Genomic DNA, 26,254 nt, shown 5'->3' with positions numbered 1-26,254 from the left:
GGCCCCATGGCGACAACCCCTAGCCACGAAGCGAACCCCGGTCCCGACGACGACCGATCGGCCGTCCCCGAGGGGGCCGCGACGGCCGGCGACGCCGCCGCCTACATCGAGTCGGGCCCCGCCCCCGGGTCGGCGGTGGACAGCCCGGACCAACCCGAGGCTCAGCCGGAACCGCAGGCCGACCCTGACGAGGAGCCCCTCGCGCTGCAGGCGGTGGCCCTGACCGCGGGCGACAGCGATCCGCTCGAGGTGTCGGCACGCTCGGGCGAGTTGACCCTGTGGCGCGGCGACGACGGGCTCGGCACCGCCGAACTCACCCTCGCCCTCAGCGGACGCTTCCGGCCGGTCACCGGGCAGGTGCGGCTGCTGACCCGGGACGCCGATCCGGCTCTGCTGCGCCGCGAGGTGGTGGTCGCCCGGGTGCTGGACGCCGTCGAGGCCGAGCCCCGCCTCCGGGTGAAGGAGTACCTGCACTCGTGCCTGGTGCTGCACGGACGCCGGCACAACCGGCTCTCACCCCGGCAGGCGCTGGCCGAGGTCGGCTACGACGGTGACGACCACACTGCGATGGAAGACCTGCCGCCCGCCGACGCCGTCCGCGTCGCGGTGGCCGGGGCCCTGTTGGCTCGACCGGTCGCGGTCACCGTCGACCGGGTCGACCGGGGCATCGCCGACGACGACTGGGCGGCGCTGAGGGCCGACCTACGCCGTGCCGCAGAACTGAGCGGGGTGGCCATCGTCGCCTCCGCCGTCCGCCATCCAAAGGAGCAGCGATGAGACAGTTGTGGAACCTCACCCTCACCGAACTGCGCCGCTTTCGGGGACCCCTGCCGATGCTGTCGGCGATCTTCCTGGTTCTCGTGCCGTTGCTGTACGGGGCGATATACCTGTGGTCGAACTGGGACCCGTACGGTCGGCTCGACCGGCTGCAGGTCGCCGTCGTCGACCTCGACAAGCCTGTCACCGTCGAGGGCAAGAAGGTGTCGGGCGGTGCCGACCTGGTCGAGCAGCTCACCAAGGACACCTCGTCGTTCACCTGGGTGGTGACTGACGCCGCTACCGCGGCTGACGGCGTCGCCGACGGCAGCTTCGCGTTCAGCATCACGGTGCCGAAGGATTTCTCGGCCGATCTGACCTCGATCGCCACCTCGGACACGCCGACGCGCGCCCGCGTCGATGTGGCCTTCGACAACTCCCAGGGTTACATCCTCGGCATCATGGCCGAGACCGCCGAGAAGGAGCTGCAGACCCAGCTGAACGCGGCCGCGGTGAAGGCGTACGCGGACACCGCGCTGGGGTCGGTGGGCACGATCCGCAGAGGGCTCGCCGAGGCGACCGAGGCGTCCGGTGAGTTGGCGAAGGGCGGTCAGCAGGTCGCCGACGGGGTCAAGACCATGGAGAACAAGGTCGTTCCGGTGGTGAACAGAGTCTCGGACGTACTGCGCAGGTCCGCCAAGGAGGCCGCCGGGGTGAGTCGCGACGTGGCGAGCACCACCAAGACCATCGCCGCGCTCGCCAAGGACGCCGACGGTAAGCAGGACGACGTCGCCGACGCACTGGACGCCCTGCTCAAGGCCCACCCGGACCTGACCGACGACCAGGTCTTCAAGGACCTGAAGCGGGCGGTGGGACGGGTCAGCGAGGTCACCGGATCGGTGAAGTCCACCACATCGCGGGTGGCCACCGACGCCGGCAAGGTGGCCGATGCCGCAGCAACGGTGAACCGCCGTGTCCCCGAGATCATCGGAGCAGCCGAGACCGCCGTCGAGCAGATCGACCAGCTGGCCAAGGGCGCGCAGCGGGTTGCCGACGGCCAGAAGAAGTTGACCGCCGGACTGAAGAAGGCCACCAACGCGCTGCCCAAACTGAGCGCCGCCGAGCGGGCCAAGGACGCCGACGCGGTCTCCAACCCTGTCCACATCGCCTCGCACGTCGCAAATCCGGCCACCTACTACGGACGCGGCCTCGCCCCGTTCTTCTTCGGGGTGTCGCTGTGGGTGTTCGGCCTGGTCGCGTTCGTGCTGATGCGTCCGATCTCGAAGCGAGCCATCGCCGCAGGTACGAATCCGGCACCGGTGGCACTGGGTGGCTGGTTGCCGCCCGCGCTGCTGGGCTCGGCCGGTGCCCTCGTGCTGCTCGCGGTCACCGACCTGGCGCTGGGCCTGGACCCGCTCGACCTGGCGGGTACGGCGGGGATCTCGGTGCTGGCCGTCTGTGCGTTCACCGCCTTGGCGCAGACCCTGCGCACCTGGCTCGGCCTGGTGGGCAGCGCGATCATGCTGGTGATCCTGATCGTCCAATTGGGCGCGGCAGGCGGGCTGTATCCCGTCGAAGTGATGCCCGCGTTCTTCCAGGTGGTGCACCCGTGGATGCCGATGACCTACCTGGTGGAGGGGCTTCGGGTGACGATCAGCGGCGGGCCGGCCGGCCAGCTCGCCAGGGCGTGGTGGGTGCTGGGCGGCCTGCTGGTCGCGTCCGTCATCTCGACGGCGGTTGCGGCCTGGACGCAACGGCGCTGGACGCCGACGCGCCTGCGCCCGCCCCTTGAATGACACTGGTCGAGGCCCCAGAACCGTCATCCCGGGCTTGCCCGGGGGATCGTCTTTGGTCAACTGTGGAGACCCGTCGTCCCTCATCCCGGCTTGCCGTGGGATCTCACCCCGGGCCGGATCGGTCGGCCCGGCCCCAGCCGCGGCGGTGATAGGCTCGCGACATGCAGCGATCCACCGACTGGCGTAGCCGCTGACGGCTCGCTGCACCGCCCCCTGGGCCGTCGAGATCGACGGCCCTTTCGCATGTCCGGACGACGAACGAACGAGTGACACGATGACTGAAACGCCCCTGGACGACGCCGGCGACGAGCTTGCCGCGTCCACCTCCGACGCCTCGCTGCGCCGCACCGAGGCGCGCAGCGCCGAGATCGAGCGCCAGATCGCCACTGATCCGTCCAAGTTCCGCATCATGACCGGCGACCGGCCCACCGGCGCGCTGCACATCGGGCACTACTTCGGCTCCCTCGCCAACCGGGTGCGGCTGCAGAACGCGGGCGTGGACACGATCATTCTGATCGCCGACTACCAGGTGATCACCGACCGCGACGGCACCGGGCCGATTCGCGAGCGGGCGATCAACATGGTGGCCGACTACCTGGCCATCGGCATCGATCCGACTCGAAGCACCATCTACGCCCACTCGGCGGTGCCGGCCCTCAACCAGTTGCTGCTGCCGTTTCTTTCGCTGGTCACCGACGCCGAACTGCGCCGCAACCCGACCGTGAAGGCCGAGCTCGAGGCGACCGGCGATCGTCCGATGTCGGGGCTGCTGCTCACCTATCCGGTTCATCAGGCCGCCGACATTCTGTTCTGCAAAGCGAACCTGGTGCCGGTGGGCAAAGACCAGTTGCCGCACCTCGAACAGACCCGCGTGGTGGCCCGCCGCTTCGACGAACGCTACGGCCGTGCGAACCCTGCGGTGCCGGTGTTTCCGCAGGCCGAGGCGCTGCTCAGCAAGGTGCCCACCGTTCTGGGCCTGGACGGCACCAAGATGAGCAAGTCCAAGGGCAACGTGATCGAACTGGGCATGGACGCCGACACCACCGCCCGGCTGATCAAGAAGGCGGTCACCGATTCGGACCGGCACATCACCTACGACCCGGTGAAGCGGCCCGAGGTGTCGAACCTGTTGATGCTGGCCGCCCTGTGCACCGACCGTGACCCTGTGGCCATCGCCGACGAGATCGGCGACGGCGGCGGCGGCGGGTTGAAGAAGCTGGTCACAGCGGCGGTGAATGAGTACTTCGCGCCGATTCGGGCCAAGCGGGCCGAACTGGTGGCCGACCAGGGCTACCTGCTGAGCGTGCTGCGCGAGGGCAACGCACGCGCCAACGCCATCGCCGACGCCACCCTCGACGAGGTGCGGCAGGCGATGGGCATGGTGTATTGAGCGACCGAGCCCCTCGGCGACGCAGGACGCCTGTGGCAGAGTTGCCGAATGGCGAGCGTCAAGCAGACCGAGACCCGGCAGGGCGTCGAGCTGACCAACCTCGACCAGCCGCTGTTCGGCGGCGCAGAGGCTTCAAAGCGTGACCTGATCGACTACCTCGAGGCGGTGGCCGACCCGCTGCTGGCCGAGCTGCGCGACCGGCCGTTGTCGGTGCTGCGGGTCAGGCCGGGGCAGCGACCCTTCATGCAGAAGAATCTGCCCGACTATTCCCCCGACTACGTGCGATGGACGCCTGTGTGGTCGGCGGCGGGGCACCGGGAGATTCGCTACCCACTGTGCAACGACGTGCGGACGTTGCTGTGGTTCGGCAATCAGCGCGCGGTGGAGTTTCACCCGACCCTGATGCTGCCCCGCTTCGGCGAGCAGACCGACGTGCTGGGCGGCACCGTCACTCACCTGGTGCTCGATCTCGACCCGCCCGAGGGCAGTGGGTTCGACGAGGTCGTGGCAGTGGCCCAACTGGCCCGCACGGCGCTCGATGCCGCCGGGTTGGCGAGCGCGGTGAAGACGTCCGGCTCGAAAGGCCTGCACGTGGTCGTGCCCGTGCGCGACATCGCTCTGCCCGACGCCGCGGCAGCAACCAGAGCGCTGGCCGCACGCACCGCCGCGCTCGACGAGAAGATCGCCACCACCGCGTACCTCAAGGCCGACCGTGGCGGTCGGGTCTTCGTCGACTCCACCCGCGCCGGCGGGGGATCGTTGGCCTGCGCGTTCAGCCCGCGCATTCGGCCCGGCACCCCGGTGTCGTACCCGGTGCCCTGGAGCGACCTCAACGCAGTCTCACCCCGGGACTTCACCATTCGCAGCGTGCTGCCGTTGCCGAAGGACGACCCATGGCGGGCGCTGCTGCCGTCACCTCAACCTGTGCCCGCCGACGTGATCGCCGAGGGCCACGAGATTCCGATCGCCCGGGTGGTAGCCATGCACGAGGGCAAGCGGCGCAAGCGGGCCACCGAGTCCTGAGCGGTAACCCGGGGACGGTTGGGCGCACATCCAAGGAACCGCTGGTCGCGCGTGTCGAAGTCCATCACCACGAGCGGTCTCGACAAGCTCGACCAACGAAGTCAGCTTGAACTACTCGGTGCCCAGACGCTCCTTCTCGGCACCGATCGTGGTGTCGTCGCCGTGGCCGGTCTTGACCACCGTGTCGTCGGGCAACTTGAACAGCTTGGCCCTGATCGAACTCACCAGCGTGTCGTGATCGCTGAAGCTGCGACCCGTGGCGCCGGGGCCACCGTTGAACAGCGTGTCGCCGGTGAACACCGCGCCCAGGCCGGGAGCGTAGACGCAGACGGCGCCAGGGGCGTGGCCCGGGGTGTGCAGCACGCGCAGGGTTTCGCCGGCGATGGCGATGGTCTCGCCGTCGAACAGCTCGCCGTCGGGCGGTGCGTCGTGGGTGAGGTTCCACAGCGGCAGGTCGGCGGGGTGCAGCAGCACCGGCGCCTCGGTGACCCGGCCCAGTGCGGGGGCCACTCGCACGTGGTCGTCGTGGGCGTGGGTGCAGATGATCGCCTTGACCCGGCGTCCGTCGATCAGCCGGACGATCGCGGCCAGGTCGTGCGGAGCGTCGATCACCACGCAGTCGTAGTTGTTGCCGATCACCCACACGTTGTTGTCGACGTCGAACGTCTCACCGTCGAGGCTGAACGTGCCCGAGGTGATTGCATGGTCGATGCGTGCGGCCATCAGTACACCACCACCGAGCGCAGCACGTCGCCGCCGTGCATCTTGTCGAAAGCCGCCTCGACGTCGTGGACACCGATCTCTTCGGTGACGAAGGCGTCCAGCGGCAGCCGGCCCTGCAGGTACAGGTCGATGAGCATCGGAAAGTCGCGGCTGGGCAGGCAGTCGCCGTACCAGGACGACTTCAGCGACCCGCCCCGGCCGAACACGTCGAGCAGCGGAAGCTCCAACTGCATCGACGGTGTGGGCACGCCGACCAGCACCACGGTGCCGGCCAGATCGCGGCCGTAGAAGGCCTGCTTCCAGGTTTCGGGACGTCCCACCGCGTCTATCACCACATCGGCGCCGTGGCCACCGGTGAGCGCCTGAATGGCCTCGACCGCGTCGGCGTCTTTGGAGTTGACGGTGTGTGTGGCGCCGAGCTCACGAGCTCGTTCAAGCTTGCGGTCGTCGATGTCCACCGCGATGATCGTGGCGGCACCGGCCAGCCGGGCACCGGCGATGGCCGCCGCGCCCACGCCACCACAGCCGATCACCGCGACCGAGTCGCCGCGCTGCACGTTGCCCGTGTTCAGCGCCGCACCCAGGCCGGCCATCACCCCGCACCCCAGCAGCCCCGCGGCCGCGGGCCGAGCCGCCGGGTCGACCTTGGTGCACTGGCCGGCCGCCACCAGGGTCTTGTCGATGAACGCGCCGATGCCCAGCGTGGGGGAGAGCTCGGTGCCGTCTTCGAGGGTCATCTTCTGCTTGGCGTTGTGCGTGGCGAAGCAGTACCAGGGCCGTCCGCGCCGGCACGCCCGGCAGGCGCCGCAGACAGCTCGCCAGTTGAGGATCACGTAGTCGCCCGGCGCCAGGTCGTGCACCTCGGGGCCGACCGACTCGACGATGCCGGCGGCCTCGTGCCCCAGCAGGTACGGGTAGTCGTCGCCGATGCCGCCCTCGCGGTAGTGCAGGTCGGTGTGGCACACGCCGCACGCCTGAATCTTCACCACCGCTTCACCCGGGCCGGGGTCGGGCACGTTGATCGTGACCAACTCCACCGGTGCGCCCTTGCTGCGAGCAATGACGCCCTTGACCTGTTGCATCGGCACTGCCTTCCGTCGATTCGCCTGTGCGTCGATCCTTGCGGGGGGCGACGAAGCGGTCAACTGTACGCCCCCACCGACTACGCATATCTGACACTTGTGCCTCGCAGAGACCCGTTGAAGGCTGGTGGTGGACGGACCCACGCCCACACACATGGCTCCGGGGTGGACACTCCGCGGAGCCGGATCGGAGGCATCGATGCCGAGTCAGGAAGAGTTCGACGAACTCAAGGGCCGTTTGGAGAAGCTCGAGAATCACGTCGCCGGTGCTGCGACACCGCAGTTCACCGACGAAGAACTGGCCGCCTTCAAGAAGGTCTCGTCGGCCATGGCCGACACCGGTGACTTCTGCGGCATCAACGACTGCTTCCGGCCGCGGCTGTGCAGCACGGTGTGCAGCGTCTGCCGTACCTGCTGGACGGTCTGCATCTTCGAATGCACATGCGGCCCGTGCAACCTCGGCGGCTTCAACGCCGGTGGCGTCCAGCGCTTCAACGGGCTGGGCGGCTGATCGCAGGTGAGTCCCGACACCCCTGCCCGGCGGCTCATGGCGGCCGCCGGGCTGGAGATGTTCGCCGACGGTGACGCGGTGATTCTCGCCTCACCCGCGGGCATGTTGCGGCTCGACGGGGGAGTGGCACTCGCTGTGCGGCAGCGCATTCTGCCGGCGGTAGAGAACGTGGTCGATCGTGACGACCTGGTGCGTGGGCTGGACGACCTGCCAGTCGGCGAGGTGAACCGCCTCGTCGACCGGCTGGTCGAGGCCGGCATGCTGGTCGAATCTGACGGCTCGGCCGACTGGCTGGGCCTGCTGAGCACTGATGCGGAGACGAGGCGGGCGCTGGCGGCGCGACTGGAGGCCGTCCGGTTGCTCGTGCTGGGCGACCTGCAGGGCACCGGCGGGCTGGTGGCACTGTTGCGCACGGCCGGCATCGGCGCGGTCGACGTGGTCGAACCCGGCGGTATGGCGCGCGACGAGTTGCCCGACCTGATCGCCGGCCGAGACCTGGTGGTGTGCGCGGTCGATGCGGGTTGGACGGCACTGCGCACCTGGGTGAACCGTGCCTGCCTGAAGGCCCACGTGCCCGCGGTGTATGTGGCACTCGAAGGGGCGTTCGCCTACGTCGGCCCCTTGGTGCTGCCCGGCGAGGGCCCCTGCTACCTGTGCTGGCGCATGCGCGCCCTGGCCTGCGCCGACGACTTCGAGCTGGCGATGGCGCGCGAAGAGGCGCTGGACGCCCGCCGCGCCCCGCTGCGCCGTCCGCTGCTGCCGGGGTTGGCGGCCACGGTGGACGGACTGGTCGCGCGCGAAGTACTGGCCCTGACCACGTCGGCACTGCAGCCCGAACTGGCGGGGCACGTCGTGGTGCTCGACCAGGTGAAGGGCACCAGGCAGGCGCACCCGGTGGTGCCGAGACCCGATTGCCCGGCCTGCCGAAAAAAAGCCCCGCCGCCGGCGTCCGGCCCGACACTGGCGGCTGAACCGCAGACCACCGACTTCGACGCCATCGAGGCGCGGGTGGTCAGCGAGGTGTGCGGGCTGATCCGCTACCTCGACCCCGTGCCGAAACCCGTGCAAGAGCCGGGCCAGCCGGTGATCGTGCGCGCCCAATTGGCCAACGTGCTGTACGGCCAGGGCGAGGACGCGTTCGTCACCTGCTCAGGCAAAGGTCTCGACCTCACCACCGCCCGCAACACCGCGATCGGTGAGGCCCTCGAACGCTACGCGTCGCTGGCCTGGACGCCACCCCGCAGGATCACCACCACCAGGGCGGCTCTGCCCGGGCCGAGCCTCGACCCGCACGAGCTGGTGCTGTTCGCCGCCGAGGACGCCGAGCGACTGCACTTCGCCCGCTACCACGACGACCTCGCCCTCGATTGGGTGCCGGCCCGCTCGCTGGTGAGCGACCGCGAGGTCTGGGTGCCGCACCAGGCGGCCACGCTGCACGGCAGCCAGTGGCCCCGCCACGACCTGCTGTTCGCACCGACGTCCAGCGGTTTCGCGGCCGGGCCGAACGTGGCGTTCGCCGCCGAGCAGGCGTTGCTCGAGGTGATCGAGCGCGACGCATTCCTGATCGCCTGGGCGCATCGGCTGGCCACCGAGCCGATGGACGCGCGGACCGTGCCCGACCCCGACTGCGCCGCTATGGCCGAGCTGTACGCCCGTCGCGGGGTGCTGATCGACGTGCACCTGCTGCCCACCGACAGCACCGCCTTCGTGGCGATGGCCGTGGGCTGGAGTGACGCCGACCCCGCAGTGGTGGTGGGCCTGGGGGCCGACCAGAACCCCGTGCGGGCCGCCCGCTCGGCGGTGCTCGAGGTGGGGCAGGTACGGCCCGCGCTGCGGTCGCGGCTGCTCGACCCGGCGGTGCTGGCCAGACGGGCCGAACTGGTGGGCGATACGGCCCAGGTGCATGAACTGGACGATCACGACCTGCTCTACTCCCACGCCGCGACGGCCCGGCGCGGGTTGGCGCACCTGCGCACCGGGCCGTCCGCCACCTGGCGCAGCCCGGCGCCACGCGGTCACGGGCTGCCCGACCTGGTCGATTCGCTGGCCCGGGTGGCCGGTGACGTGCTGATCGTCGACGTCACCCCCGACGACGTCGCCGACCTGGGCGTACGGGTGGTGCGGGGCATCGTGCCGGGCTTTCAGCCGATTCACTTCGGCGCCGACCAGGCCCGGCTGGGCCACCAACGGTTGTTCACGGCGCCGCACCGCTGGGGGTGGCGCGATCGGGTGGCCACCCGTACCGACCTCAACCCCGACCCGCACCCACTGGCATGACCATGCGCGACTTCACCTTCGCAGACGACGTTCCGGCCGCGTGGACCTACCACCGCAGCACGGCCCGTTGGCTGTTCAACGCGTCAGCGGGCGGCGAGTCGCCACCGGTGAAACCCGGCCGCGAGAACGGCGACCTGCCCTTCACTGCGTTGCCGGCAGGCGAACTGCCGACGCTGCCGCTGGCCGAGGCGCTGCGAGCGAGGGTGTCGTGTCGCACTTTCCGACCGGACGCCCTGCCGCTGGCTGACCTGGCCACGGTGCTGCGCTGCGGGTACGGGGTCGAGCACCGCAGCGGCACGGTGATGCAGGATCGTCCACCCCCCTCGGGCGGCGGGCTTTACCCCCTGGAGATCAGCCTGCTGGTACGGGCCGTCGAGGGTCTCGAACCGGGGCTGTACCACTACGTGCCGGCCGTGGACGGACTCGAACATGTGCAGCAGATCGCGCTGCCGCGGGCGTTCACGACGTATCTGTTCATGGGCCAGCCGTGGGTGGCGGACGCCGCCGTGGTCGCGGTGATCAGCTTCGTCGGTGCACGCAGTCTCACCAAGTACGGCGACCGCGGCTATCGCTACGCGCTGCTCGAGGCCGGGCACACGATGCAGAACCTGAACCTGGCCGTCGCGGCGCTGGGCCTGGGGGCGGTGAACCTGGGCGGCTTCTACGATGACGAGCTGGCCGTGCTGTGCGGCATCGACATCGAGCACGAGGTTCCGCTCTACGCCAGCGCGATCGGTCACCCCGATGCCCAGCGCAGCGATCGCATGGCGATGCGGGCGCTCGATCGCGGCACCGTGTAGGCGCTGGTCGAGTTTGCCGAGTCCCGACCGGTTGGAGATCGCGGCGTTCGCCGGGATGGCGGAGTTTCCGCTGGTCGAGTTTGTCGAGACCTGTTCGGTTGGAGATCCCGGCGTCCGCCGGCATGACGGAGGATCCGTTGTCGAGTTTGTCGAGTCCCGACCGGTTGGAGATCGCGACGTTCGCCGGGATGGCGGAGGTTCCGTTGGTCGTGTTTGTCGAGACCTGTTCGGTTGGAGATCCCGGCGTCCGCCGGCATGACGGAGGATCCGTTGTCGAGTTTGTCGAGACCTGTTCGGTTGGAGATCCCAGCGTTCGGCAGGAGGACGGAGGATCCGCTGGTCGAGCTTGTCGAGACTTGCCCTGGCTAAGGGTTTCGACGAGCTCAACCAGCGGTCACGAACTCACTCTGCGGCGGACGATTGCGTGGGCTTGGTGCCCGACGAGCGCCGACGGCGACGACGACGCGGCTTGTCGGACGCACCGTCCACGGTCGGCTCCGAGGTCACCGCCTCGGTGGTTTCGGGCTGCACCGGCTTGTCGCCCGAGCGCCGGCGGCGCTGGCGCCGCACCCTTCCGTCGGTGGTTTCGACCCGGTCGGCTTTCGGCCCACGTTCACGCTGCGGACGCGGTTCGCGAGGCTCGGCCGGCTTGGGCGGCGCGATGCGGCCCTTGGTGCCGGGCTCGATGCCCAGGTCGGTGAACAGGTGATGGGAGGTGGAGTAGGTCTCGGGCGGCTCGGGAAAGCCGAGGTCGAGGGTCTTGTTGATCACCTTCCACCGGGTCATGTCGGCCCAGTCGACCAGCGTGACGGCGACACCCTTGGCGCCGGCCCGACCGGTGCGGCCGATGCGGTGCACGTAGGTCTTGTCGTCGTCGGTGCACTCGTAGTTCACCACGTGCGACACACCCGTCACGTCGATGCCTCGGGCTGCCACGTCGGTGGCCACCAGCACATCGACCTTGCCCTCGTGAAACCGCTTCAGCGACTTCTCGCGCAGCACCTGATTGAGGTCGCCGTGCAGCGAACCCACGCTGAACCCGCGATCGGTCAGCTCGTCGGTGAGCCGCTGCGCCGAACGCTTGGTGCGGGTGAAGACGATCGTCTTGGTGCAGCCTTCGGCCTGCAGCAGCCGTCCGATGATCTCGGGCTTGTCGAGGTCGTGCGCCTGGTAGACGAACTGGTCGACCTCGGGCACGGTGACCGACGCGTCCTGCGTTTCGGCGCGCACGTTCACCGGCTGGTTGAGGTACATGCGGGCCAGCCCGACCACCGCCGACGGCATGGTGGCGCTGAACAGCAGCGTCTGCCGGGTGGGCGGGGTCTTGCTGATCAGGCGCTCAACGTCGGGCAGAAAGCCCATGTCGAGCATCTCGTCGGCCTCGTCGAGCACCAGCACCTTGACCGCAGACAGATCGAGCGAGCGGCGGGTGACCAGATCGAGCAGCCGGCCCGGGGTGCCGACCACGACGTCGACACCGGTGGTGAGGGTGTTGGTCTGAAGGTCGTAGCCGACGCCGCCGTAGACGGTCAGCACGCGCACCTTGCGGACGGTGCTGGCGACCTCGAGGTCATCGGCCACCTGCAGGGCGAGCTCACGGGTGGGGCACATCACCAGCGCCTGCGGCTTGCCCTTGGGGTGATGGTCGGCGTAGCCCTCGTCGCTGCGCGCCACGATGCGCTGCAACAGGCTGACCCCGAAGGCCAACGTCTTGCCGGTGCCGGTGCGCGCCTGGCCGATCATGTCGGTGCCGTTGACGGCGATCGGAATGGCGAGGGACTGAATCGGAAACGGGTGCAGAATGCCGACGCTCGCGAGAGCCTCGACGGTTTCGGGAATCACGCCGAGATCGGCGAACGTGGTTTGGACCTCTGGGGTCTGGGACTCTGCAACCTGCAGGTCCTCAGTAGCGATGTCGCTCAGTGCTATGGCCTTACGTGCACCGGCCGCAAGGCCGGAAATTGGAACACCCACTCCGGCGGCGAAGCTCGTTGCCACGGTCGTGGGGACGCACGTCGTGTGCGTACTTGGGGCTCACTCTACTCGGTGACGCCTTGCTGTGGCGAAAGGCGCTCCGGCCGGTGCAGGGGAGGCACCCCTCGTCGGGGCGAACGCCGGGATCTCAGCCAGGCAGGACGGCTCGCATTCCGTCGTCCTGGCGAACGCTGGGATCTCAGCGCGCACCCATCACCGGGCGTCGGGATCTCAGCCAGGCAGGACGGCTCGCATTCCGTCGTCCCGGCGAACGCTGGGATCTCGGCCAGGCGCAAACGCTGCCCAACCTCGTGGTCCTGGGAACGGCCCTCAGACGGCGCCGAAGCCCACCCGCCGCACGTGCTCCTGGCCGATCTCGAGGTACGCGATGCGGCTGGCCGGCACCAGTACCTTGCGGCCGCGCTCATCGGTGAGGCTCAGCAGGCCGTCATCGGCAACCGCCTTGGCAAAAGCCGACTCGACGGCCGCCGCGGTCTCTTCGGACTCGAGCACGATCTCGCGCCCACCCTGCACGATGCCGACCTTGATTTCCATTGCTACTCCTCAGCGCGACGACGCGGCCCAATCTAGTCGCGGCGAGGCTGCCGGTGCCGTGCCGTACGCCATCAGCGCAATTGCCCTGCCGGGCCGGGCAGGGCCGAACCCAATAATGGGTGCCGACTGGGACACCCGGGTATCGTCGTCACCGTGACTGCGCGGCGAGTGATGCGATCGGCCCCCTGGGCTTCGCGCGTGCTGGCCGCCCTGATCACTCTGGTGGCGGTGCTGCCCCTGTTGGCGAGGCTGCCCCGCGTCGCCGTGGTGGCGTGTTTCGACGCGGGCCACCCGCTGTACACGCTCACCGAGACGCATGCCAGCATCGCGGCCAACTGTGTGACGGCACCAGCACCCGTGGTCACCTGGACGCTGATGGTGGCTGCCACGCTGCTGGTACACGCACTGCTGCTGCCCGCTGCGTTGCTGGCCGCCGGCCTGCTGCTGCGCGGCGCGCGGCATCTGGTCGATTCCGGACGGCGGTTGCTGGCCGTCGTGCTGGGCCGGCTCCGGGCCATCGTCGTGGTTTCGTGGCCGGCCGCTCCGGTGCTTGTGCCGGTAACGGTCACCCGCCCGGCGTATGGCCGGACCAACCCCCGCCGCGGACCTCCGCTTTCCTGACCGGCCGCACCCGTCGCCTTCCGACGGGGTGCCGAACGTTCTCCTCGCCGGGCCATGAGTGCCCGCGCACCGGCTTCGTGCCGTCCGAACGCTTTCAACCAGGGCCCCTCGGCCCAAGTCAGGAACCAATCATGAGCACCACCAAGCAGACCAAACCCAACGCAAACCAACGAACAGCACTTCGCGAGCAGCGCGAACGTCAGGCCGCGGCCCAGCGGCGACTCAGCCGCATCGTGCGCACCACCTGGATCGCCGGCATCACAGCCATCGCCGTTCTCATCGGCGTGATGGTGTGGGCGGTGGCCGGCAACCGCTCCGCCACCCCTGCACCCTCGAGCGGGGCGGTGGTGGCGCCGGCCAACGCCACCGACACCGGCGCGCTGCGCTTCGGCACCGGGCCCGTGACGGTCAGCGTGTACGCCGACTTCATGTGCCCCTTCTGCGGCAGGTTCGAGCGTGCCAACGGCGACTACCTGCAGCAGGCCGTTGCCGCAGGCAGCATCACCCTGGACGTCTACCCGCTGTCGTTTCTTGACCAGCAGTCCGGGGGATCGCGCTATTCGACCAGGGCCGCCAACGCGCTCGTGACCGTCGCCAACGCCGATCCCGTCACCGCCCTGAAGTTCAACAAGTTGCTGTATTCCAACCAGCCCGCCGAGGGCGGCAGCGGCCTGACCAACGCGCAACTGGCCGACTTCGCCACTCAGGCCGGAGCGTCGGCGGACGTGGCCGCGTCGATCAGCCGCGAGATCTACACCCCGTGGGTCGAACAGGCCACCCAGCAGGCGTTCGCCTCAGGGGTCAAGCAGACCCCGACGGTGCAGATCAACGGCACCGAGTTCACCGGCGACCTGTACACGGCCGGGGCGTTGCAGGCAGCCGTCGAGAAGGCGGCCTCCGGTGCCAAGTAGCGGCACGCTGGCGGCGGTGCGGCGATTGCGGCAGTCGAACGGGTGGATCTTCACCACCATGTTGATCTCGGCCCTGATCAGCCTGACCGCCTCGTTCGTGCTGTCGGTGGACGCCGTCGTGCTGGCCGCGGACCCACAGGCCGCCTTGTCGTGCAACATCAACGCCGTGCTGAGTTGCGGCACGGTGGCGACGTCGTGGCAGGCCAGCCTGTTCGGCTTTCCGAATGCGTTTCTGGGTTTGGTGGCCGAACCCGTCGTGATCACCATCGCGGTGGCCAGCCTGGGCGGGGTGCGGTTTCCGCGCTGGTTCATGCTGGCCGCCCAGGTGGTCTACACCCTCGGCGTGGTCTTCGCGTACTGGCTGTTCTTTCAGGCCTACTTCGTGATCGGCGCGTTGTGCCCGTGGTGCCTTCTGGTGACCCTGTCGACCACGCTGGTGTTCGCCTCGCTCACGCATGTGAACGTTCGCGACGGCATCCTGCTGCTGCCCGAGCGGGTCAGTCGCACCGCACGCGCCCTGATCGCGCACGACCTGGACGCCGTGCTGGTGGGAGTATGGCTGACCGTGGTCACCGCGATGGTGGTGGTGAAGTACGTACCCCTGATGCTGTAGCAGCGCATGTCGCATGGTGCCGCCATCTTGTGGTGGTTATGAAGGCGACCATCGCCTCAGTGCGGGTCTGGTCAACCAGCCATGCCACTTTTTGGTTGAAATAGATACCCCTGGTAGGTATCTATTTCAACCAGAAAGTGGCGACTTCGGCGAGGGCGCTTCATGAGCGCCTCCATTTCAACCAGAAAGTGGCGCGAGGTCAGCCCGAGGCGACTGCGGCGCTGATCGACGAGGTGGACGTCTCTCCAGTGGCGTCCGGCTCAGGCACGCGCGTCTTCGGCGCGGTGAACCGGCTGCATCTCGTGGACAACCCGAGCGACGTGACTCAGGGCGGCAGACTCAACGCTGAAGCGGTGCGGGGGGTCTCGACCCGTCATTACGGGCTTGACCCGGAAACTCATCCGCAACCGTGCAGTGGAACGGAACGGAGATCCCGGCGTTCGCCGGGATGACGTGAGCCGTTGGTCGAGCTTGTCGCGACCGCGCACGCCATCGAAACGCTCAGTTGAAGCGGAGCGGGGGCGCCCCTGTCAGGGCCTGGTCGGGCGTTTGCGCACTGCGAGGCGCTAGCCGAGCAGTCCCGCAAGGGCGGGACAGGGGCGCCACCGCTCCGCGGAACCAGACCCGGCCAACCATTGCGCGGAGCCGCTCCGCGGAACCAGACCCGACCAACCAAGCTCGACAAGCTCCGACGTGCCGAATGTGCGCGGCAGTAGTGCGGTGTTGCGGCAGCAGTCACCGATGCCGGCATCCGTTCAACGCCCGTGCAGCCGTGCTCAGACGGTGAAGGCTTCCCGCTCGTCGTCGGTGGCGGCCCGAATCACGATGCGGGTCCAGCCGCCCACGTAGATGCGCTGGTCGGGGGCGAACTCGACGCGGCCGCGTCCGATCGGGTCGGTGGGCAGGGGCCCGGCGGGCGACCCGATGAACGTGCCATTGGCCGATTCGAGGTCTTCGATCCACCAACGGGTGCCGTCGGTGCTGATCTGCGCGTGCCGGCGGCTGACGCCGGTGTCGGGGTCGCAGTCGATGTCGGGGTGAATGTTGCGGCTCACCGACACCCGTCCGATCAGCGCCGAGGCCGACCGCAGGGGCACCACCTCGGGCAGGCCGGCCGACGGCAGGGCGTCCGATGACCCCTGGGTGGCGTACCAGTCGGGATCGATCCACACCTCGGCCACCCAGTCGACACTGGTGGGTTGTGGGTGCAGCAACCGTCCGGCGTGCGGCGGCAGCGGCCCGGGGGACGGGTCGGGGGCGGCCGGGGCCTCCCACGGCTGGTCCGGCGCGGGGGTGTCGTCGGGGGCGTCGAGAGCCTCGTCGGGGTCGGCGGGCGCGGCGGGGGTCTCGACAGGCTCGACCGCAGGGGCAGAAGCCTCGTCCGGCTCGTCCGGCGCAGTGGTCTCGGCAAGCTCGACGGGCGCAGTGGGCTCGACCTGCGAGTCCTCGACCTCGGGGCTCTCGACAAGCTCGGCCGGCGAAGGCTCGACCGACGAAGGCTCGACCGCCGTGCGTGGCAGCGTGCCCGTGGTGAAGTCGTAGCCGCAGGCCTCGCAGAACAGCGCGTCGGGCGCATTGACGGTGTGGCAGTTGGGGCACTGCGCACCCTCGGGCGCACTCGGCTGGGGCGCGGCCGCGGGCGCCTGACCCTGCTCGATGGGCAGGCCACAGGTGTCGCAGTAGTCGTTGGACGACGAGGTGTGGCCGGCCGGACAGATCGCCATGTCAGCCCCTGATTCTGGTGGTCTTGGTGGACGCGGTGTCGAGAGCCATCTCGTCGGCCTTGTCGACGCCGCGCTTCAACCGCACCGTACCGGTCTCGGCGTTGTCGATGTCGACCACCTTGCGCAACTTCGCCGTTGCTTCGGCGTTGCCGGTGCGCACCGCCAGCTGCGCGGCCCGGCCCAGTTTGGTGGTGGCGGTGCGTTCGTCACCGGACGCCTTGGCCGCCAGACCCTCTTGAATGGCCACCGCCAGCTCGGTCTGCCCGGTGTAGTGCGCCACCTCGGGGTTGATCTGAGCGGTCAGGTTGGTGTCTGAACTCCACTTGGCCTTGACCAGCCCCTGGGTGAGCACCTCGGTGCCCACGGCCAACTGCACCCGGGCGGCCAACTGCTCCTGGCCCACCGACTTGGCCGGTAGCCGCACCTGCAGGTGGTAGTCGCGCTCTTCGTCGCCCCACGAACCCGTCGGGTAGGCCATGGTGAGCGGGTTCACCGGCACGCCCCGCGTGCTGAGGTCTTCGACGGTGGGTGACACCTGACGCACGAACAGCACCTGAGCGCCCTGCGGAATCCACACCCGCAGGTCGGCCCGCGCCACACCGCGGCCCATCGACTTCTGCATCAGCTCGGCGAACGCCTGCCCCAACTGCGACGGGTTGGGAATGATGTCGACGGTGCCGAGCAGGGCCTGGGCGATGCTGCGAATCTCGGGCACCTTCCAATCGACCCCGACGCCTCGGCAGTCGACCTGGAACTGACCGATCGAGTTGCGAATGGCGGCATCGAGTTGCTGCGGTGTCTCGTTGTGGTTTTCGCCGTCGGTGAGCAGAATGGCGTGCTTCTGCGCCAGGTTGCCGATCGAGTCGAACAGGGCCCGGGCCAGGTTCAGCCAGTTGCCCATCGCGGTGCCGCCGTCGGAGCGAAAGAAACTGATCGCGCGCCGCGCCTCGGCCCGGGTGCGGGCGTCCATGCGCACCATGCCGGCGCCCGACTGCACCATCGGGTAGGCGAGGTAGGCCTTGTGGTTGCCGGCCACGACGGCGAAGTAGGTGCCGTCGAGAATGTGGTCGAGGGCCACCATGGCGGCCTGCTTGGCGGCCTGCATGTTGGCGGTACCCATCGAACCAGAGGTGTCGACGATGATGATCTCGCCCGCGTCACCGCTGCCGGTCTGGCCCGCCGCCCCGGCCCCGCTGCAGGCGATCGTCACGATCGCGTTCACGTCGGTGCCGCCGTCGGGCAGAAACTCGTTCTGATACACCGCGGAGGTGAACAGGGCCATCTCAGATCTTCTCTTCCACGATCGGGGGCGCGGGCTGAACTGCTGTGGCCGGCGCTTCATCGGCCCCGGCCGCTTCGTTCAGCGTAGCCGTGAGCCGCGCGAGGGCCACGGTGACGTTGTCTTTTCCGCCCTGAGCGTTGGCCCACTTCACCAGCCTGGCCGCGATCTGGGTGGGGCTGCCGCCCGGTTCTGCCGCCGTGGCCACTTGGGCGGCCAGCGCGGACGGCTCCGAGGCGTAGTTCCACAGCCCGTCCGAGCACACCACCAACCAACTGTCGCCGGTGACCTGGTGGGTACCGGTGCGCGGCACGATGTCGTCGGCGTCGCGGCCCAGCCAGCGGGTGATCGCGTGCGCCTGCGGGCCGGTTTCGGCGTCATGACGGGACGATCCGGCCCGGATCAGCTCTTCGGCCACCGAGTCGTCGGTGCTGAGCTGCACCGACTCGGCGCCCAGCACGTAGATGCGCGAATCGCCCAGCGACGCCCAGTGCACCCGGTCGCCGTGCACCACGGCGGCGGCGAACGTGCACGACGCCGCGTTCACACTGTCGGCGGCGGTCGTGGCCAACACGGCGGCGTTGGCCTGCGCCGCGGCGTCCACCAGGGCGGCGTCGAGGGCCGCGTCATGGCTGGCCGTGACCGCCAGGCCGGCGGGTTGCGAGGCGGCCAGCACGTCGCGGGCCCGTTCGGCAGCTGCCAGCGACGCCACGTCGGAGTCTTGCGAGCTGGTCACCCCGTCACACACCACCAGCACGGCGTTGCGCTCGTCGCCGGGGGCCGCCCACAACGCCATCGCGTCTTCGTTGCGGGCGTGCACCACACCGCGGTCGCACACGCCGCCCACCCAGTCGGCCGGCGACGCTTCGAAGCGGTCGCGCGGCGACGGTGCCTTGGTGCCGCAGGTCTGGCAGTAGCCGTCTGAGTCGACCTGGCCCCCGCATTCCACGCACGCCGGCCTGCTCTGTTGGGGCCGGTTCAGCTTCACGGTGGCCTCGGACGAATCACTCGGCCCAGGCAGGGCACCGACCTCGGGATGCACGTCCCAGCCGCAGTTCTCGCAGTAGCGCTCGTCGGGACGCACCGGCTTCAGGCATCGCGGGCAGGGCGCGGCCAGCGCGAGGGTGGAGAACTCCTGCGCGTCGGGCTGAGGCTGTTGCTGCGCGAGTTCGCCGGCGCGCTGGTCGGTGGCCCACAGCGGCCAGGCCGGGTTTGGGTCTGGAGATCCCGGCGCGCGCCGGGATGACGGGTCGGGTTGGGCTGTCGGGTTTCGGTCTGGAGATCCCGGCGTTCGCCGGGATGACGGGTCGAGGGACGGTGCCGGTGCCGGGGTCGGGTTTGGAGGTCCCGGCGTTCGCCGGGATGACGTGTCGGGGTGGTCGTTGGTCACAGCAGGCTCCAAACTCGGACGGCGTTGGCTCGGTCGACCAACTGGGCACGCTCGGCGGGGTCGGCACTCAACTGGGCGAGCCGGCGGTACCCGGTCTCGAGCCGGTCGCGCAGGTTGCCGGCGGTGTACGACGTGGTGCCCAGCCGCACCGCACCGCTGCCGGCCAGTTGCAGCGCTCGCTCGTAGATCGACGATTCGAAGCCCAACTGGCTGCGTTCGTCCAGCCTGGCGTGCTGCAGCACCTTGAGCGCCTCGTCGAGGTGGGCGGCGTCGTCGCCCAGCCGGATCAGGTGCTCGGCCTTCAGCTTCTGCGACTCCTGGTACCCGCGGGACGTCTGCGGCACCAGTTCGAGCGCCGCCAGCGACCCCGCCAGGTCACCGCGAGCGGCGCGCAGCCTGGCCAGCCCGAAGCCGGCGGGGGTGACGTAGTTGGCGTCGGTCGCGGCGCAGCTGCGGTAGAGCCGCTCGGCCACATCGGTCTGGCCCGCCAGCTCGCAGGCCACGGCCAGCGCCAGCTTGGGTGCCAACTCACCCGGCAACTGGCCGTAGACGGCGTTGAACGACGACAGCGCGTTGGTGGGGTCGCCGCGCAGCAGGGCACCCAGGCCGGCCATCCAGACGGCGCGCCATTCCCACGGGTCGTTGGTGAGCAGGGTGTTGACGCTCTGTTCGAGCACCCGCTGGTTACCGGTCTCGAGCGCCGCCAGGCAGCGCGCCAGCAGCACGCCGGTGGTCACTTCGGGCGGCCGCAGCAGATCGCCCAGCCGCTCGACCGGGTCGGCCTCCAATGACGCCACCCAGGCGGCCTGCGGGTCGAATGGGTCGGGCCGCAGCTGTGGCAGCTGCTGCCACTCGAACCGGTCACTCGACACCGTGGGCGCCTCGAACAGCGGCGACGACACCGACGTGCTGGCGGTGATGCCGGTGCGGGTGGCCACCACCTCGCGCAGCACACCCAGCATCTGCACCCGCAGGTCTTCGGCCGAGTCGAACCGGTCGTGCGGGTCGGGGGCGCAGCACTTGAGCAGCAGCCGGTACAGCGAGTCGTGCTGGGCGAAAGCCGGCAGCTGGTCGGCGGGGGGCGTGGTGAACTCGAACTCGGACTGGTAGCCCGGCACCTCGGCGCACAGCACCATCAGGGTGCGACCGATGGTGAAGATGTCGGAGGCGATGCTGGCTCCGGCTGTGGCCACCTCGGGGGCCTGGTAGCCCACCGTGCCGTAGATCGCCGACTCGTCGTCGGTGCTGCGCCGCACCCCGCCCAGGTCGATCAACTTCAATGAGTCGCCCACTTGAATCACGTTGTCGGGCTTGAAGTCGCAGTACAGCAGGCCCAGGTCGTGCAGGTAGCTGAAAGCGGGCAGAATTTCGATCAGAAAGGCGAGTGCCTGGTCGACCGGCAGCGGGTCGTAGTTGCCGCCGTTGGCCTCCATGCGCTGCTTGAGCAACTGCTTCAGCGACCGGCCTCCGACGTACTCCATCACGATGTAGCCGTTGTTCTCGTGGCTGACGAAGTTGTAGATCTCGACGATCAGCGGGTGCTCGACCTGAGCCAGGAATTGCTGTTCGGACAGCGTGGCCCTGAGCGTGTCGGCGTCGCCGGTGTTCAGCAGGCCCTTCAGCACCACCCAGCGGTCGGACACATTCTTGTCGCGGGCCAGGTACACCCAGCCCATGCCGCCGTGCGCCAGTGGCCCGACCACCTCGTACTGGCCGGCCACCAGGTCGCCGGCGGCGAGCTTGGGGCTGAACGAGTACGGGGCGCCGCACTTGGGGCAGAAGCCGTCCGAACGGCCGGCGGCGTCGTCGCGGGAGCGTCCGACGTGCGCCCCGCAGTTGGGGCAGATGCGCTTGTCTTCGGGCAGTTCGGCCTTCACCATCACGGCCTTGGCCGGGTCGACCGCCGGGGCCGGCGGCACCACGGTCAGGCCTTGGCCGATGCGTCCCATGCGCTGCCGGGACGGGCTCTGCGGCCGCCGGGCCGGACGCACCCCGAACGAGGTGGCCCGCGCCGAGCCCAGGGCAGTGGAACCCAACTGCACCGACGCCTTGGTGACGGACGAACTGCTGGGCGCCAGGGCCGAGTCGGGCGGCATGCCGCAGGTGTCGCAGTAGCCGTCGATGATCTGGCCGGTGCAACCGGGCTGGCGGCAGGGCCCGCTGGCGGTGGCGGACGGCTTGCGGCCGGGCACGCCCCGCCCCACCGGCATGGTGGTGGCGTTACCGGGCATGCCGCAGACGTCGCAGTAGCCGTCGACGATGGTGCCCGTGCAGCCGGGTTGGCGGCACTTCATCGGGCCCCTCCCTCGGCCAGCCAGTCGAGCATCGCCTGGGCGGCGGGCACGAGTTGGCGCACCACCGCCATCGGGGCCGGCCGGCGCTGCAGCAGTGCGTCGGCCCGATCGACCAGGGCGGTGAAGTCGTCGTCGGCGCCGAAGCCGAGGGCGGCGGCCTTGGCGCGCAGCGCGCTGACCAGCCCGACCTGTGCGTCACGTTCGGCCAGGGCACCCGAGTAGGCGTCCTGCACCACCTGCATGGCCCGGCTGACCTGACTCAGCTTGCCGAGGTAGGCGTCGATGGCCTGGCGGGTGTTGGGCAACGGGCCCAGGGCGGCGACGTCGGGCACCGCGTACTTGGGCGCGGGCGACACCGCCGCCACCGTGTTGGCCACCAGTTGGCGCAGCGCCTGCTCGCGAGCGGTCAGGTCGTCGGTGAGTTCACGGGCCCGGGCCAGCGCGTCGCGGTTCTCGCGGCGGCGGGCGCCGCCCACGATCAGGTCGCGTTCGAACCGGGCGGCGTCGATTTCGAGCGGGCCGAGCAGCCCGCCGATGTCGCCGCCGCGTTCACGCTTGCCTTCGAGCTCGGTCACCCGCGCGGCGAGCCCCGCGACCTGCGCCATCGCGGCGGGCCGGGCTGCGGGCGGCTCGGTGGCGGCCTGGTCTCTGATGCGTTCCACCTGGGCGCGCAGGTCGCGCAGCCGGCGGGCGAGCTGCTCGGCGTTGGGGTCGAGGTTCAGCTTCTGCCGCAGTTGGGCCACCAGGGCGTCCGACAGCCGGCACGCCTCGGGCAGCGACACCGCCATGCCCGCCAGTTGGGCCGAGGGCGCCGGGCCGGTGTCGAGCCGTCCCCAGATCAGCGACGACAACCGGGCACACTCGGCGGGTCCGACCCGTCCGGAATCCCAGGTGACCAGCAGCAGCTCGTAGCGGCTCTTCACCGCCTGCCACAGGGCCAGCGACAACTGCAGGTCGGCGGTCAGCGCCGACAGCTTCCGGGCCAGGATCTCGGCGTCGAGGGCGGCCAGTTCGCTGCGCCGGGCCGCCACCCAGGCGTCAAGTTCGCCGAGGTAGCCGACCATGGCCTGCGGCTGGACGGGCTCGTTCAGCCGGCCCGGGGCGGTCGGGGCGGTGACGGGGCTCATCGGTACTCCTCGATGCGCCGCGACACGCCCCAGAACGTCAGTCCGGCCCCGGCCAGGGTGAACACGATCACGCCGGCGATGGCGCCGGCCACGCCGGTACCGAGCGTGGTCACCGACGAGGTCACCGGCTGACGGGTGCTGGTGGCGAGTGCGGTCAGTTTGGTGTCGAGATCGTCGAAGCTGGTGGCGGCCTTCGCCGAGCTGCCGACGGCGGCGCTCGCCGCCTGCGCCCACTGCGACTTGCCGATGGCGTTGGCCACCGTGCTGTGCCCGGTGCCGTAGGCCAGCAGGGCGTTGCTGGCGGTGCCCGACTTCGGCACGTCGGCCAGCGCATTCTTGGCGGCGTTGTAGCCCGTCGACCAGCGGTCGGCGTAGGTGCCGCCCGCCGACTGCAATCCGACGGACAGCAACTCGTCGGCTCGGGCCTGATGAATGCTCTGCCGGGCCGTGGTGAGGTTGTCGAGCACGGCTCGGCTGGTGCCGGCGAAATCGGACGCCGCGGTGCCCGCCTGGCCGGCCACCGTCCAGACCACGCCGGCAGACACCAGGGCGCACAACAGGCCGGCGGCCAGGCCGATGTTGAGGTAGCGGTGCGAGGCGCGGGCCAGGGCGACCCCGATGGCGGCCAGCCCGGCGCCGGCCAGCACCGCCCCGCCCAGCACCCAGAACTTCCAGTTGCCGGTCAGGTCGGTGGCCACCCGGTCACCGGCGTGGGCGGTGGCGGCCTGCAGCGGTGTGATCAGGTCGTCGGTGAGTTGGTTGTCGGCTTTGGCGGCGATCGCCGCAGAGTCGGTGCCCTTGGCGTTCAGGGCGTCTTGCAGGGTCATCGCGTAGCTCACCAGGGCGCCCGTCAGCGGCACCACGCGGTCGCGATCGTCACTCACCGCGGCGGCATCGGCGAGCGTGGTGGCGAGGGTGCCCAACCGTTGGTCGAGTTGCTGCCGCACCGCGCTGGTCGGGGTGAGTGCCCAGGTGTTGGCGCTTTGTTGCACCTGGAGGGCCTGCACCTGGGCGTCGGCCAACCGGTAGTACTGGGTGAGGCTCTGGCTGGCGTGCGAGGCGGCGGTGAGCGACAACGCCAGAGCGGTGATCGCGAAGGCACCGAAGGCCAGAATCAGCGCCACGGCACCCAGTTGCAGCCCTCGCAGTCTGCGCACCGAACTGGGCGCCGACCGGCGACGCGCGGGCACCGGTGCCGGGGCTCCCACGACGGGGGCGCTCGCGCGCCCAGTGGTGACGGGGGTCGCGCTCATGCGGTACTCCCGGGCTGTACGGGCGGCGCCACGGCTGGAGCGTTGCCCACCGGATCACTGGGAGGTTCGAGCCCGGCGCCGGGTGCGCCCGTCCAGTCGACCACCGGCACGGCGTCGGCCTGCAGGTCGTCGGGCAGCAGGGTGCGCAACTGATCGAGGGACGGGTCGGTGACGTCGCGCAGCCGCCAGGCGTGCTTGCCGATGGCGGCCTCGAGCACGTTGCGGGCGAACCGGCCGTTGCCGAACGTCTCGTCGCGGGTCTGCTGGGCGAGCAGGGCGCGGAAGGTCTGCAGGCAGCCCTCGCCCAGGTCGTAGTCGGCGCCGGCCACCATGCCGGTGAAGATCTGCTCCAGCTCGGCGTCGGTGTAGTCGTCGAACCCGATGGTGGTACGAAAGCGGCTGGCCAGCCCCGGGTTCTGGGCGATGAACACGCTCATCGGCAACGGGTAGCCGGCCACGATCACGACCAGGTCGTTGCGCTTGTCCTCCATCTCTTTGACCAGGGTGTTGATGGCCTCTTCGCCGTACTGGTCGCCGTTGAGGCTGTAGGCCTCGTCGATGAACAGCACCCCGCCCTCGGCCTTCGCGACCACCTCGGCGGTCTTGATGGCGGTCTGGCCCAGGTAGCCGGCGACCAGCTCGGAGCGGTCGACCTCGACCAACTGACCCTTGCTGAGCAGCCCGACCGCCCGGTAGATGCCGGCCACCAGCCTTGCGACAGTGGTCTTGCCGGTGCCCGGGTTGCCGACGAACACCAGGTGCCGAGTGATGGTCGGGCTCTTCAGCCCCGCCTTGGCGCGCATGGCGTCGACCTTCAGCACCGCGGTCTGGCGGTGGATCTCGGCCTTCACCCGGCCCAGGCCGACCAGGCCGTCGAGTTCGGCCAGCAGCTCGTCGAGGCTCTTCTGCGGCTCTTCGGGTTCGGGCACTTCGGCGGGTTCGGCCGGCTCGGCCGGGGGAGCGGCCTGCACGGGCGGCTGCGGCTCGCCGGCTGTCAGCCGGCTCTCGACAGGCTCGCCCGCCGCCGGGGTGTTGCCAAGGCCGGCAATCGCGCCCGGACCGAACGGGTCGAGTTGGCGCAGGTCGAGCATCCTGGCCTGGTTGTCGTGCATGCGGCCCAGCACCGACGACAGAATCTGCGGCGCCTGCCGCACGAACTCGGTGTCGTCGCCACGAGGCCCGGTCAGCCCCGGGCCGCCCGCGGTCAACCCCTGCGCTGCGCTCAACTGCACGCTCGCCGCACCCTGCGCCGCACCCGTGCTCTGCGGGGTCGGCGTGCCGAGCAGCGCCGCGGCGGTGGCCACCTCGGCCAGCGCCTTGGCATAGGGCACCGCGTGTGCCGAGCGGACGTTGTGCAGTTGCGCGACCAGTGGGGTGGCGGACGCCCTGAACTTGCGTCCGCGCAGCGCAGCCTCCATGAACTCACTCGCGCTGATCGCCCGGCCGGTGGCCACGCACCAGTCGACGAACGAACCGACCGCCGATTCAGACACCGCGGCCGCGAGTTGTTCGCCTTCGATGCGGGCCGCGGCGTCGTTCACTCCGGCCGCACGGGCCGCGGCAGCGAGATCGTCCAGGGACGTGGCGAGATCGGGGTTGGTCACGGGCGCTCCAGATCGAGGGGCTTCGGGTGTTGGTCGGTGGGCGGCGGCAGGGTCATCTCGACCGGTGCCGCGGGGTGGCCGAAGCGCTCTTGCAGGAACCGGCCGTGGGTGATCAGTGCGGCCGCGTCGGTGGCGTTGGCCGCGTCGTAGATCTTTTCCATCGTCGCGCCCAGCAGGTCCAACTGGTCGATCAGCAGCAGCAGCGGGGTCTTGCCGTTCTCGACCGGACGCGAGTCGGCCCAGTCGCGTGGCAGCCGCAGGTAGGCACCGATCGCCTCGGGCAGGTAGTCGGTGGCCGTGGCCACCACCGAGTAGGCGTCGTAGCTACCCAGGCCGAGCGATTCGAGCCGGGGCAGCGTCTTGCGCACCAGTGCCGTCACCCGGGCGGCCCGCGAGCGCACCACGGACGGCAACGTGCCGGAGCCGATCAGTTGGTCGACCCCCGCCAGCGAGGCCGTGATGTCGGCCTGCGTGGGTGCGGGGTCGACGTCGGGCACGGGTGCCGGCTGCGGCGTGGCGGCCCGGCCGGTCAGCCAGTCCCAGAAACCCAT

General features: G+C 70.0%; 22 protein-coding genes. 10 read left to right on the top strand and 12 right to left on the bottom strand.

Annotated elements, in window-relative coordinates:
- Positions 1–6 precede the first annotated feature (6 nt).
- The 4 genes from MPLG2_RS05695 (at position 7) to MPLG2_RS05680 (ending at position 4,965) form a co-directional block, all read left to right on the top strand.
- Entirely contained in the window at positions 7–777 is a 771-nt protein-coding gene (locus MPLG2_RS05695) for a hypothetical protein (protein ID WP_105185307.1), read from the top strand.
- Entirely contained in the window at positions 774–2,552 is a 1,779-nt protein-coding gene (locus tag MPLG2_RS05690) for a YhgE/Pip domain-containing protein (protein WP_105185306.1), read from the top strand. The genes MPLG2_RS05695 and MPLG2_RS05690 overlap by 4 nt, the downstream gene beginning before the upstream one ends.
- A 274-nt stretch (positions 2,553–2,826) precedes the next feature.
- Positions 2,827–3,942: a tryptophan--tRNA ligase gene (gene trpS, locus MPLG2_RS05685; protein ID WP_105185305.1), complete on the top strand. Its 1,116-nt coding sequence runs from the start codon at positions 2,827–2,829 to the stop codon at positions 3,940–3,942.
- 48 nt (positions 3,943–3,990) lie between these two features.
- Positions 3,991–4,965, top strand: coding sequence for a DNA polymerase domain-containing protein (locus MPLG2_RS05680; protein WP_105185304.1), 975 nt, complete (start codon positions 3,991–3,993; stop codon positions 4,963–4,965).
- Between the two features lie 111 nt (positions 4,966–5,076).
- On the opposite strand, the gene MPLG2_RS05675 is transcribed toward MPLG2_RS05680, so the two are convergent.
- Both MPLG2_RS05675 and MPLG2_RS05670 read right to left on the bottom strand, forming a co-directional pair.
- On the bottom strand, positions 5,077–5,688 hold the full coding sequence (locus MPLG2_RS05675; RefSeq protein ID WP_105185303.1) for an MBL fold metallo-hydrolase: 612 nt from the start codon (positions 5,686–5,688) through the stop codon (positions 5,077–5,079).
- The gene (locus MPLG2_RS05670) at positions 5,688–6,770 is read right to left on the bottom strand and encodes an S-(hydroxymethyl)mycothiol dehydrogenase (protein WP_105185302.1); all 1,083 of its coding nucleotides are present in this window, start codon (positions 6,768–6,770) and stop codon (positions 5,688–5,690) included. The genes MPLG2_RS05675 and MPLG2_RS05670 overlap by 1 nt, the downstream gene beginning before the upstream one ends.
- Positions 6,771–6,969: 199 nt before the next feature.
- Between MPLG2_RS05670 and MPLG2_RS05665 the strand changes: the two genes are divergently transcribed.
- Genes MPLG2_RS05665 through MPLG2_RS05655 form a run of 3 tightly spaced genes read left to right on the top strand, consistent with a single transcriptional unit; the run spans position 6,970 to position 10,358 of the window.
- Positions 6,970–7,281 carry a hypothetical protein gene (locus MPLG2_RS05665; protein ID WP_105185301.1) on the top strand — a complete coding sequence of 104 codons (312 nt, stop codon included), beginning with the start codon at positions 6,970–6,972 and terminating at the stop codon, positions 7,279–7,281.
- A gap of 6 nt (positions 7,282–7,287) precedes the next feature.
- On the top strand, positions 7,288–9,558 hold the full coding sequence (locus MPLG2_RS05660) for a TOMM precursor leader peptide-binding protein (RefSeq protein WP_105185300.1): 2,271 nt from the start codon (positions 7,288–7,290) through the stop codon (positions 9,556–9,558).
- The gene (locus MPLG2_RS05655; RefSeq protein ID WP_105185299.1) at positions 9,555–10,358 is read left to right on the top strand and encodes a SagB/ThcOx family dehydrogenase; all 804 of its coding nucleotides are present in this window, start codon (positions 9,555–9,557) and stop codon (positions 10,356–10,358) included. The genes MPLG2_RS05660 and MPLG2_RS05655 overlap by 4 nt, the downstream gene beginning before the upstream one ends.
- Positions 10,359–10,760: 402 nt before the next feature.
- Here MPLG2_RS05655 and MPLG2_RS05650 read toward each other — a convergent pair whose 3' ends face one another.
- Complete coding sequence (locus MPLG2_RS05650) at positions 10,761–12,287, bottom strand: DEAD/DEAH box helicase (protein WP_408632059.1); 1,527 nt, start codon at positions 12,285–12,287, stop codon at positions 10,761–10,763.
- A gap of 375 nt (positions 12,288–12,662) precedes the next feature.
- Complete coding sequence (locus MPLG2_RS05645) at positions 12,663–12,887, bottom strand: DUF3107 domain-containing protein (RefSeq protein ID WP_105185297.1); 225 nt, start codon at positions 12,885–12,887, stop codon at positions 12,663–12,665.
- A 153-nt stretch (positions 12,888–13,040) separates the two neighbouring features.
- Here MPLG2_RS05645 and MPLG2_RS05640 point away from each other — a divergent pair, with 153 nt between their 5' ends.
- From MPLG2_RS05640 to MPLG2_RS05630, 3 genes are all read left to right on the top strand, one after another.
- Positions 13,041–13,508, top strand: a complete 468-nt coding sequence (locus MPLG2_RS05640; RefSeq protein WP_158680902.1) for a hypothetical protein — start codon at positions 13,041–13,043, stop codon at positions 13,506–13,508.
- Between the two features lie 131 nt (positions 13,509–13,639).
- Positions 13,640–14,419: a DsbA family protein gene (locus MPLG2_RS05635; RefSeq protein WP_105185295.1), complete on the top strand. Its 780-nt coding sequence runs from the start codon at positions 13,640–13,642 to the stop codon at positions 14,417–14,419.
- On the top strand, positions 14,409–15,032 hold the full coding sequence (locus MPLG2_RS05630; RefSeq protein ID WP_231935841.1) for a vitamin K epoxide reductase family protein: 624 nt from the start codon (positions 14,409–14,411) through the stop codon (positions 15,030–15,032). Before MPLG2_RS05635 ends, MPLG2_RS05630 begins: the two co-directional genes overlap by 11 nt.
- A gap of 776 nt (positions 15,033–15,808) precedes the next feature.
- On the opposite strand, the gene MPLG2_RS05625 is transcribed toward MPLG2_RS05630, so the two are convergent.
- From MPLG2_RS05625 to MPLG2_RS05590, 8 genes are all read right to left on the bottom strand, one after another.
- Positions 15,809–16,756: an FHA domain-containing protein gene (locus MPLG2_RS05625; RefSeq protein WP_105185294.1), complete on the bottom strand. Its 948-nt coding sequence runs from the start codon at positions 16,754–16,756 to the stop codon at positions 15,809–15,811.
- Position 16,757: 1 nt separating this feature from the next.
- Entirely contained in the window at positions 16,758–18,038 is a 1,281-nt protein-coding gene (locus tag MPLG2_RS05620) for a vWA domain-containing protein (protein ID WP_105185293.1), read from the bottom strand.
- Between the two features lies 1 nt (position 18,039).
- Positions 18,040–19,119, bottom strand: coding sequence for a PP2C family protein-serine/threonine phosphatase (locus MPLG2_RS05615; RefSeq protein ID WP_105185292.1), 1,080 nt, complete (start codon positions 19,117–19,119; stop codon positions 18,040–18,042).
- A 302-nt stretch (positions 19,120–19,421) separates the two neighbouring features.
- Positions 19,422–21,719: a serine/threonine-protein kinase gene (locus MPLG2_RS05610; RefSeq protein ID WP_105185291.1), complete on the bottom strand. Its 2,298-nt coding sequence runs from the start codon at positions 21,717–21,719 to the stop codon at positions 19,422–19,424.
- A complete protein-coding gene (locus tag MPLG2_RS05605) occupies positions 21,716–22,846 on the bottom strand; it encodes a hypothetical protein (RefSeq protein ID WP_105185290.1) in 1,131 nt (376 codons plus the stop codon). Before MPLG2_RS05605 ends, MPLG2_RS05610 begins: the two co-directional genes overlap by 4 nt.
- The gene (locus MPLG2_RS05600) at positions 22,843–24,099 is read right to left on the bottom strand and encodes a hypothetical protein (protein WP_158680901.1); all 1,257 of its coding nucleotides are present in this window, start codon (positions 24,097–24,099) and stop codon (positions 22,843–22,845) included. Before MPLG2_RS05600 ends, MPLG2_RS05605 begins: the two co-directional genes overlap by 4 nt.
- On the bottom strand, positions 24,096–25,703 hold the full coding sequence (locus tag MPLG2_RS05595; protein WP_231935839.1) for an AAA family ATPase: 1,608 nt from the start codon (positions 25,701–25,703) through the stop codon (positions 24,096–24,098). The genes MPLG2_RS05600 and MPLG2_RS05595 overlap by 4 nt, the downstream gene beginning before the upstream one ends.
- Positions 25,700–26,254 carry a hypothetical protein gene (locus MPLG2_RS05590; RefSeq protein ID WP_105185288.1) on the bottom strand — a complete coding sequence of 185 codons (555 nt, stop codon included), beginning with the start codon at positions 26,252–26,254 and terminating at the stop codon, positions 25,700–25,702. Before MPLG2_RS05590 ends, MPLG2_RS05595 begins: the two co-directional genes overlap by 4 nt.

Origin of the sequence: Micropruina glycogenica (assembly GCF_900289045.1) — a bacterium.
GTDB lineage: Bacteria > Actinomycetota > Actinomycetes > Propionibacteriales > Propionibacteriaceae > Micropruina > Micropruina glycogenica.
Note: the sequence above shows the minus strand (reverse complement) of the source record. Positions and strands in the feature narration are given on the sequence as shown.

Excerpts from the sequence above, each read along its gene's own strand:
- MPLG2_RS05590 (WP_105185288.1), bottom strand. The coding sequence starts at position 26,254 with ATGGGTTTCTGGGACTGGCTGACCGGCCGGGCCGCCACGCCGCAGCCG.
- MPLG2_RS05695 (WP_105185307.1), top strand. The coding sequence starts at position 7 with ATGGCGACAACCCCTAGCCACGAAGCGAACCCCGGTCCCGACGACGAC.
- MPLG2_RS05675 (WP_105185303.1), bottom strand. The coding sequence starts at position 5,688 with ATGGCCGCACGCATCGACCATGCAATCACCTCGGGCACGTTCAGCCTC.
- MPLG2_RS05625 (WP_105185294.1), bottom strand. The coding sequence starts at position 16,756 with ATGGCGATCTGTCCGGCCGGCCACACCTCGTCGTCCAACGACTACTGC.
- MPLG2_RS05645 (WP_105185297.1), bottom strand. The coding sequence starts at position 12,887 with ATGGAAATCAAGGTCGGCATCGTGCAGGGTGGGCGCGAGATCGTGCTC.
- MPLG2_RS05680 (WP_105185304.1), top strand. The coding sequence starts at position 3,991 with ATGGCGAGCGTCAAGCAGACCGAGACCCGGCAGGGCGTCGAGCTGACC.
- MPLG2_RS05665 (WP_105185301.1), top strand. The coding sequence starts at position 6,970 with ATGCCGAGTCAGGAAGAGTTCGACGAACTCAAGGGCCGTTTGGAGAAG.
- MPLG2_RS05605 (WP_105185290.1), bottom strand. The coding sequence starts at position 22,846 with ATGAGCCCCGTCACCGCCCCGACCGCCCCGGGCCGGCTGAACGAGCCC.
- MPLG2_RS05655 (WP_105185299.1), top strand. The coding sequence starts at position 9,555 with ATGACCATGCGCGACTTCACCTTCGCAGACGACGTTCCGGCCGCGTGG.
- MPLG2_RS05610 (WP_105185291.1), bottom strand. The coding sequence starts at position 21,719 with ATGAAGTGCCGCCAACCCGGCTGCACGGGCACCATCGTCGACGGCTAC.
- MPLG2_RS05670 (WP_105185302.1), bottom strand. The coding sequence starts at position 6,770 with ATGCAACAGGTCAAGGGCGTCATTGCTCGCAGCAAGGGCGCACCGGTG.
- MPLG2_RS05620 (WP_105185293.1), bottom strand. The coding sequence starts at position 18,038 with ATGGCCCTGTTCACCTCCGCGGTGTATCAGAACGAGTTTCTGCCCGAC.
- MPLG2_RS05635 (WP_105185295.1), top strand. The coding sequence starts at position 13,640 with ATGAGCACCACCAAGCAGACCAAACCCAACGCAAACCAACGAACAGCA.
- MPLG2_RS05690 (WP_105185306.1), top strand. The coding sequence starts at position 774 with ATGAGACAGTTGTGGAACCTCACCCTCACCGAACTGCGCCGCTTTCGG.
- trpS (WP_105185305.1), top strand. The coding sequence starts at position 2,827 with ATGACTGAAACGCCCCTGGACGACGCCGGCGACGAGCTTGCCGCGTCC.
- MPLG2_RS05600 (WP_158680901.1), bottom strand. The coding sequence starts at position 24,099 with ATGAGCGCGACCCCCGTCACCACTGGGCGCGCGAGCGCCCCCGTCGTG.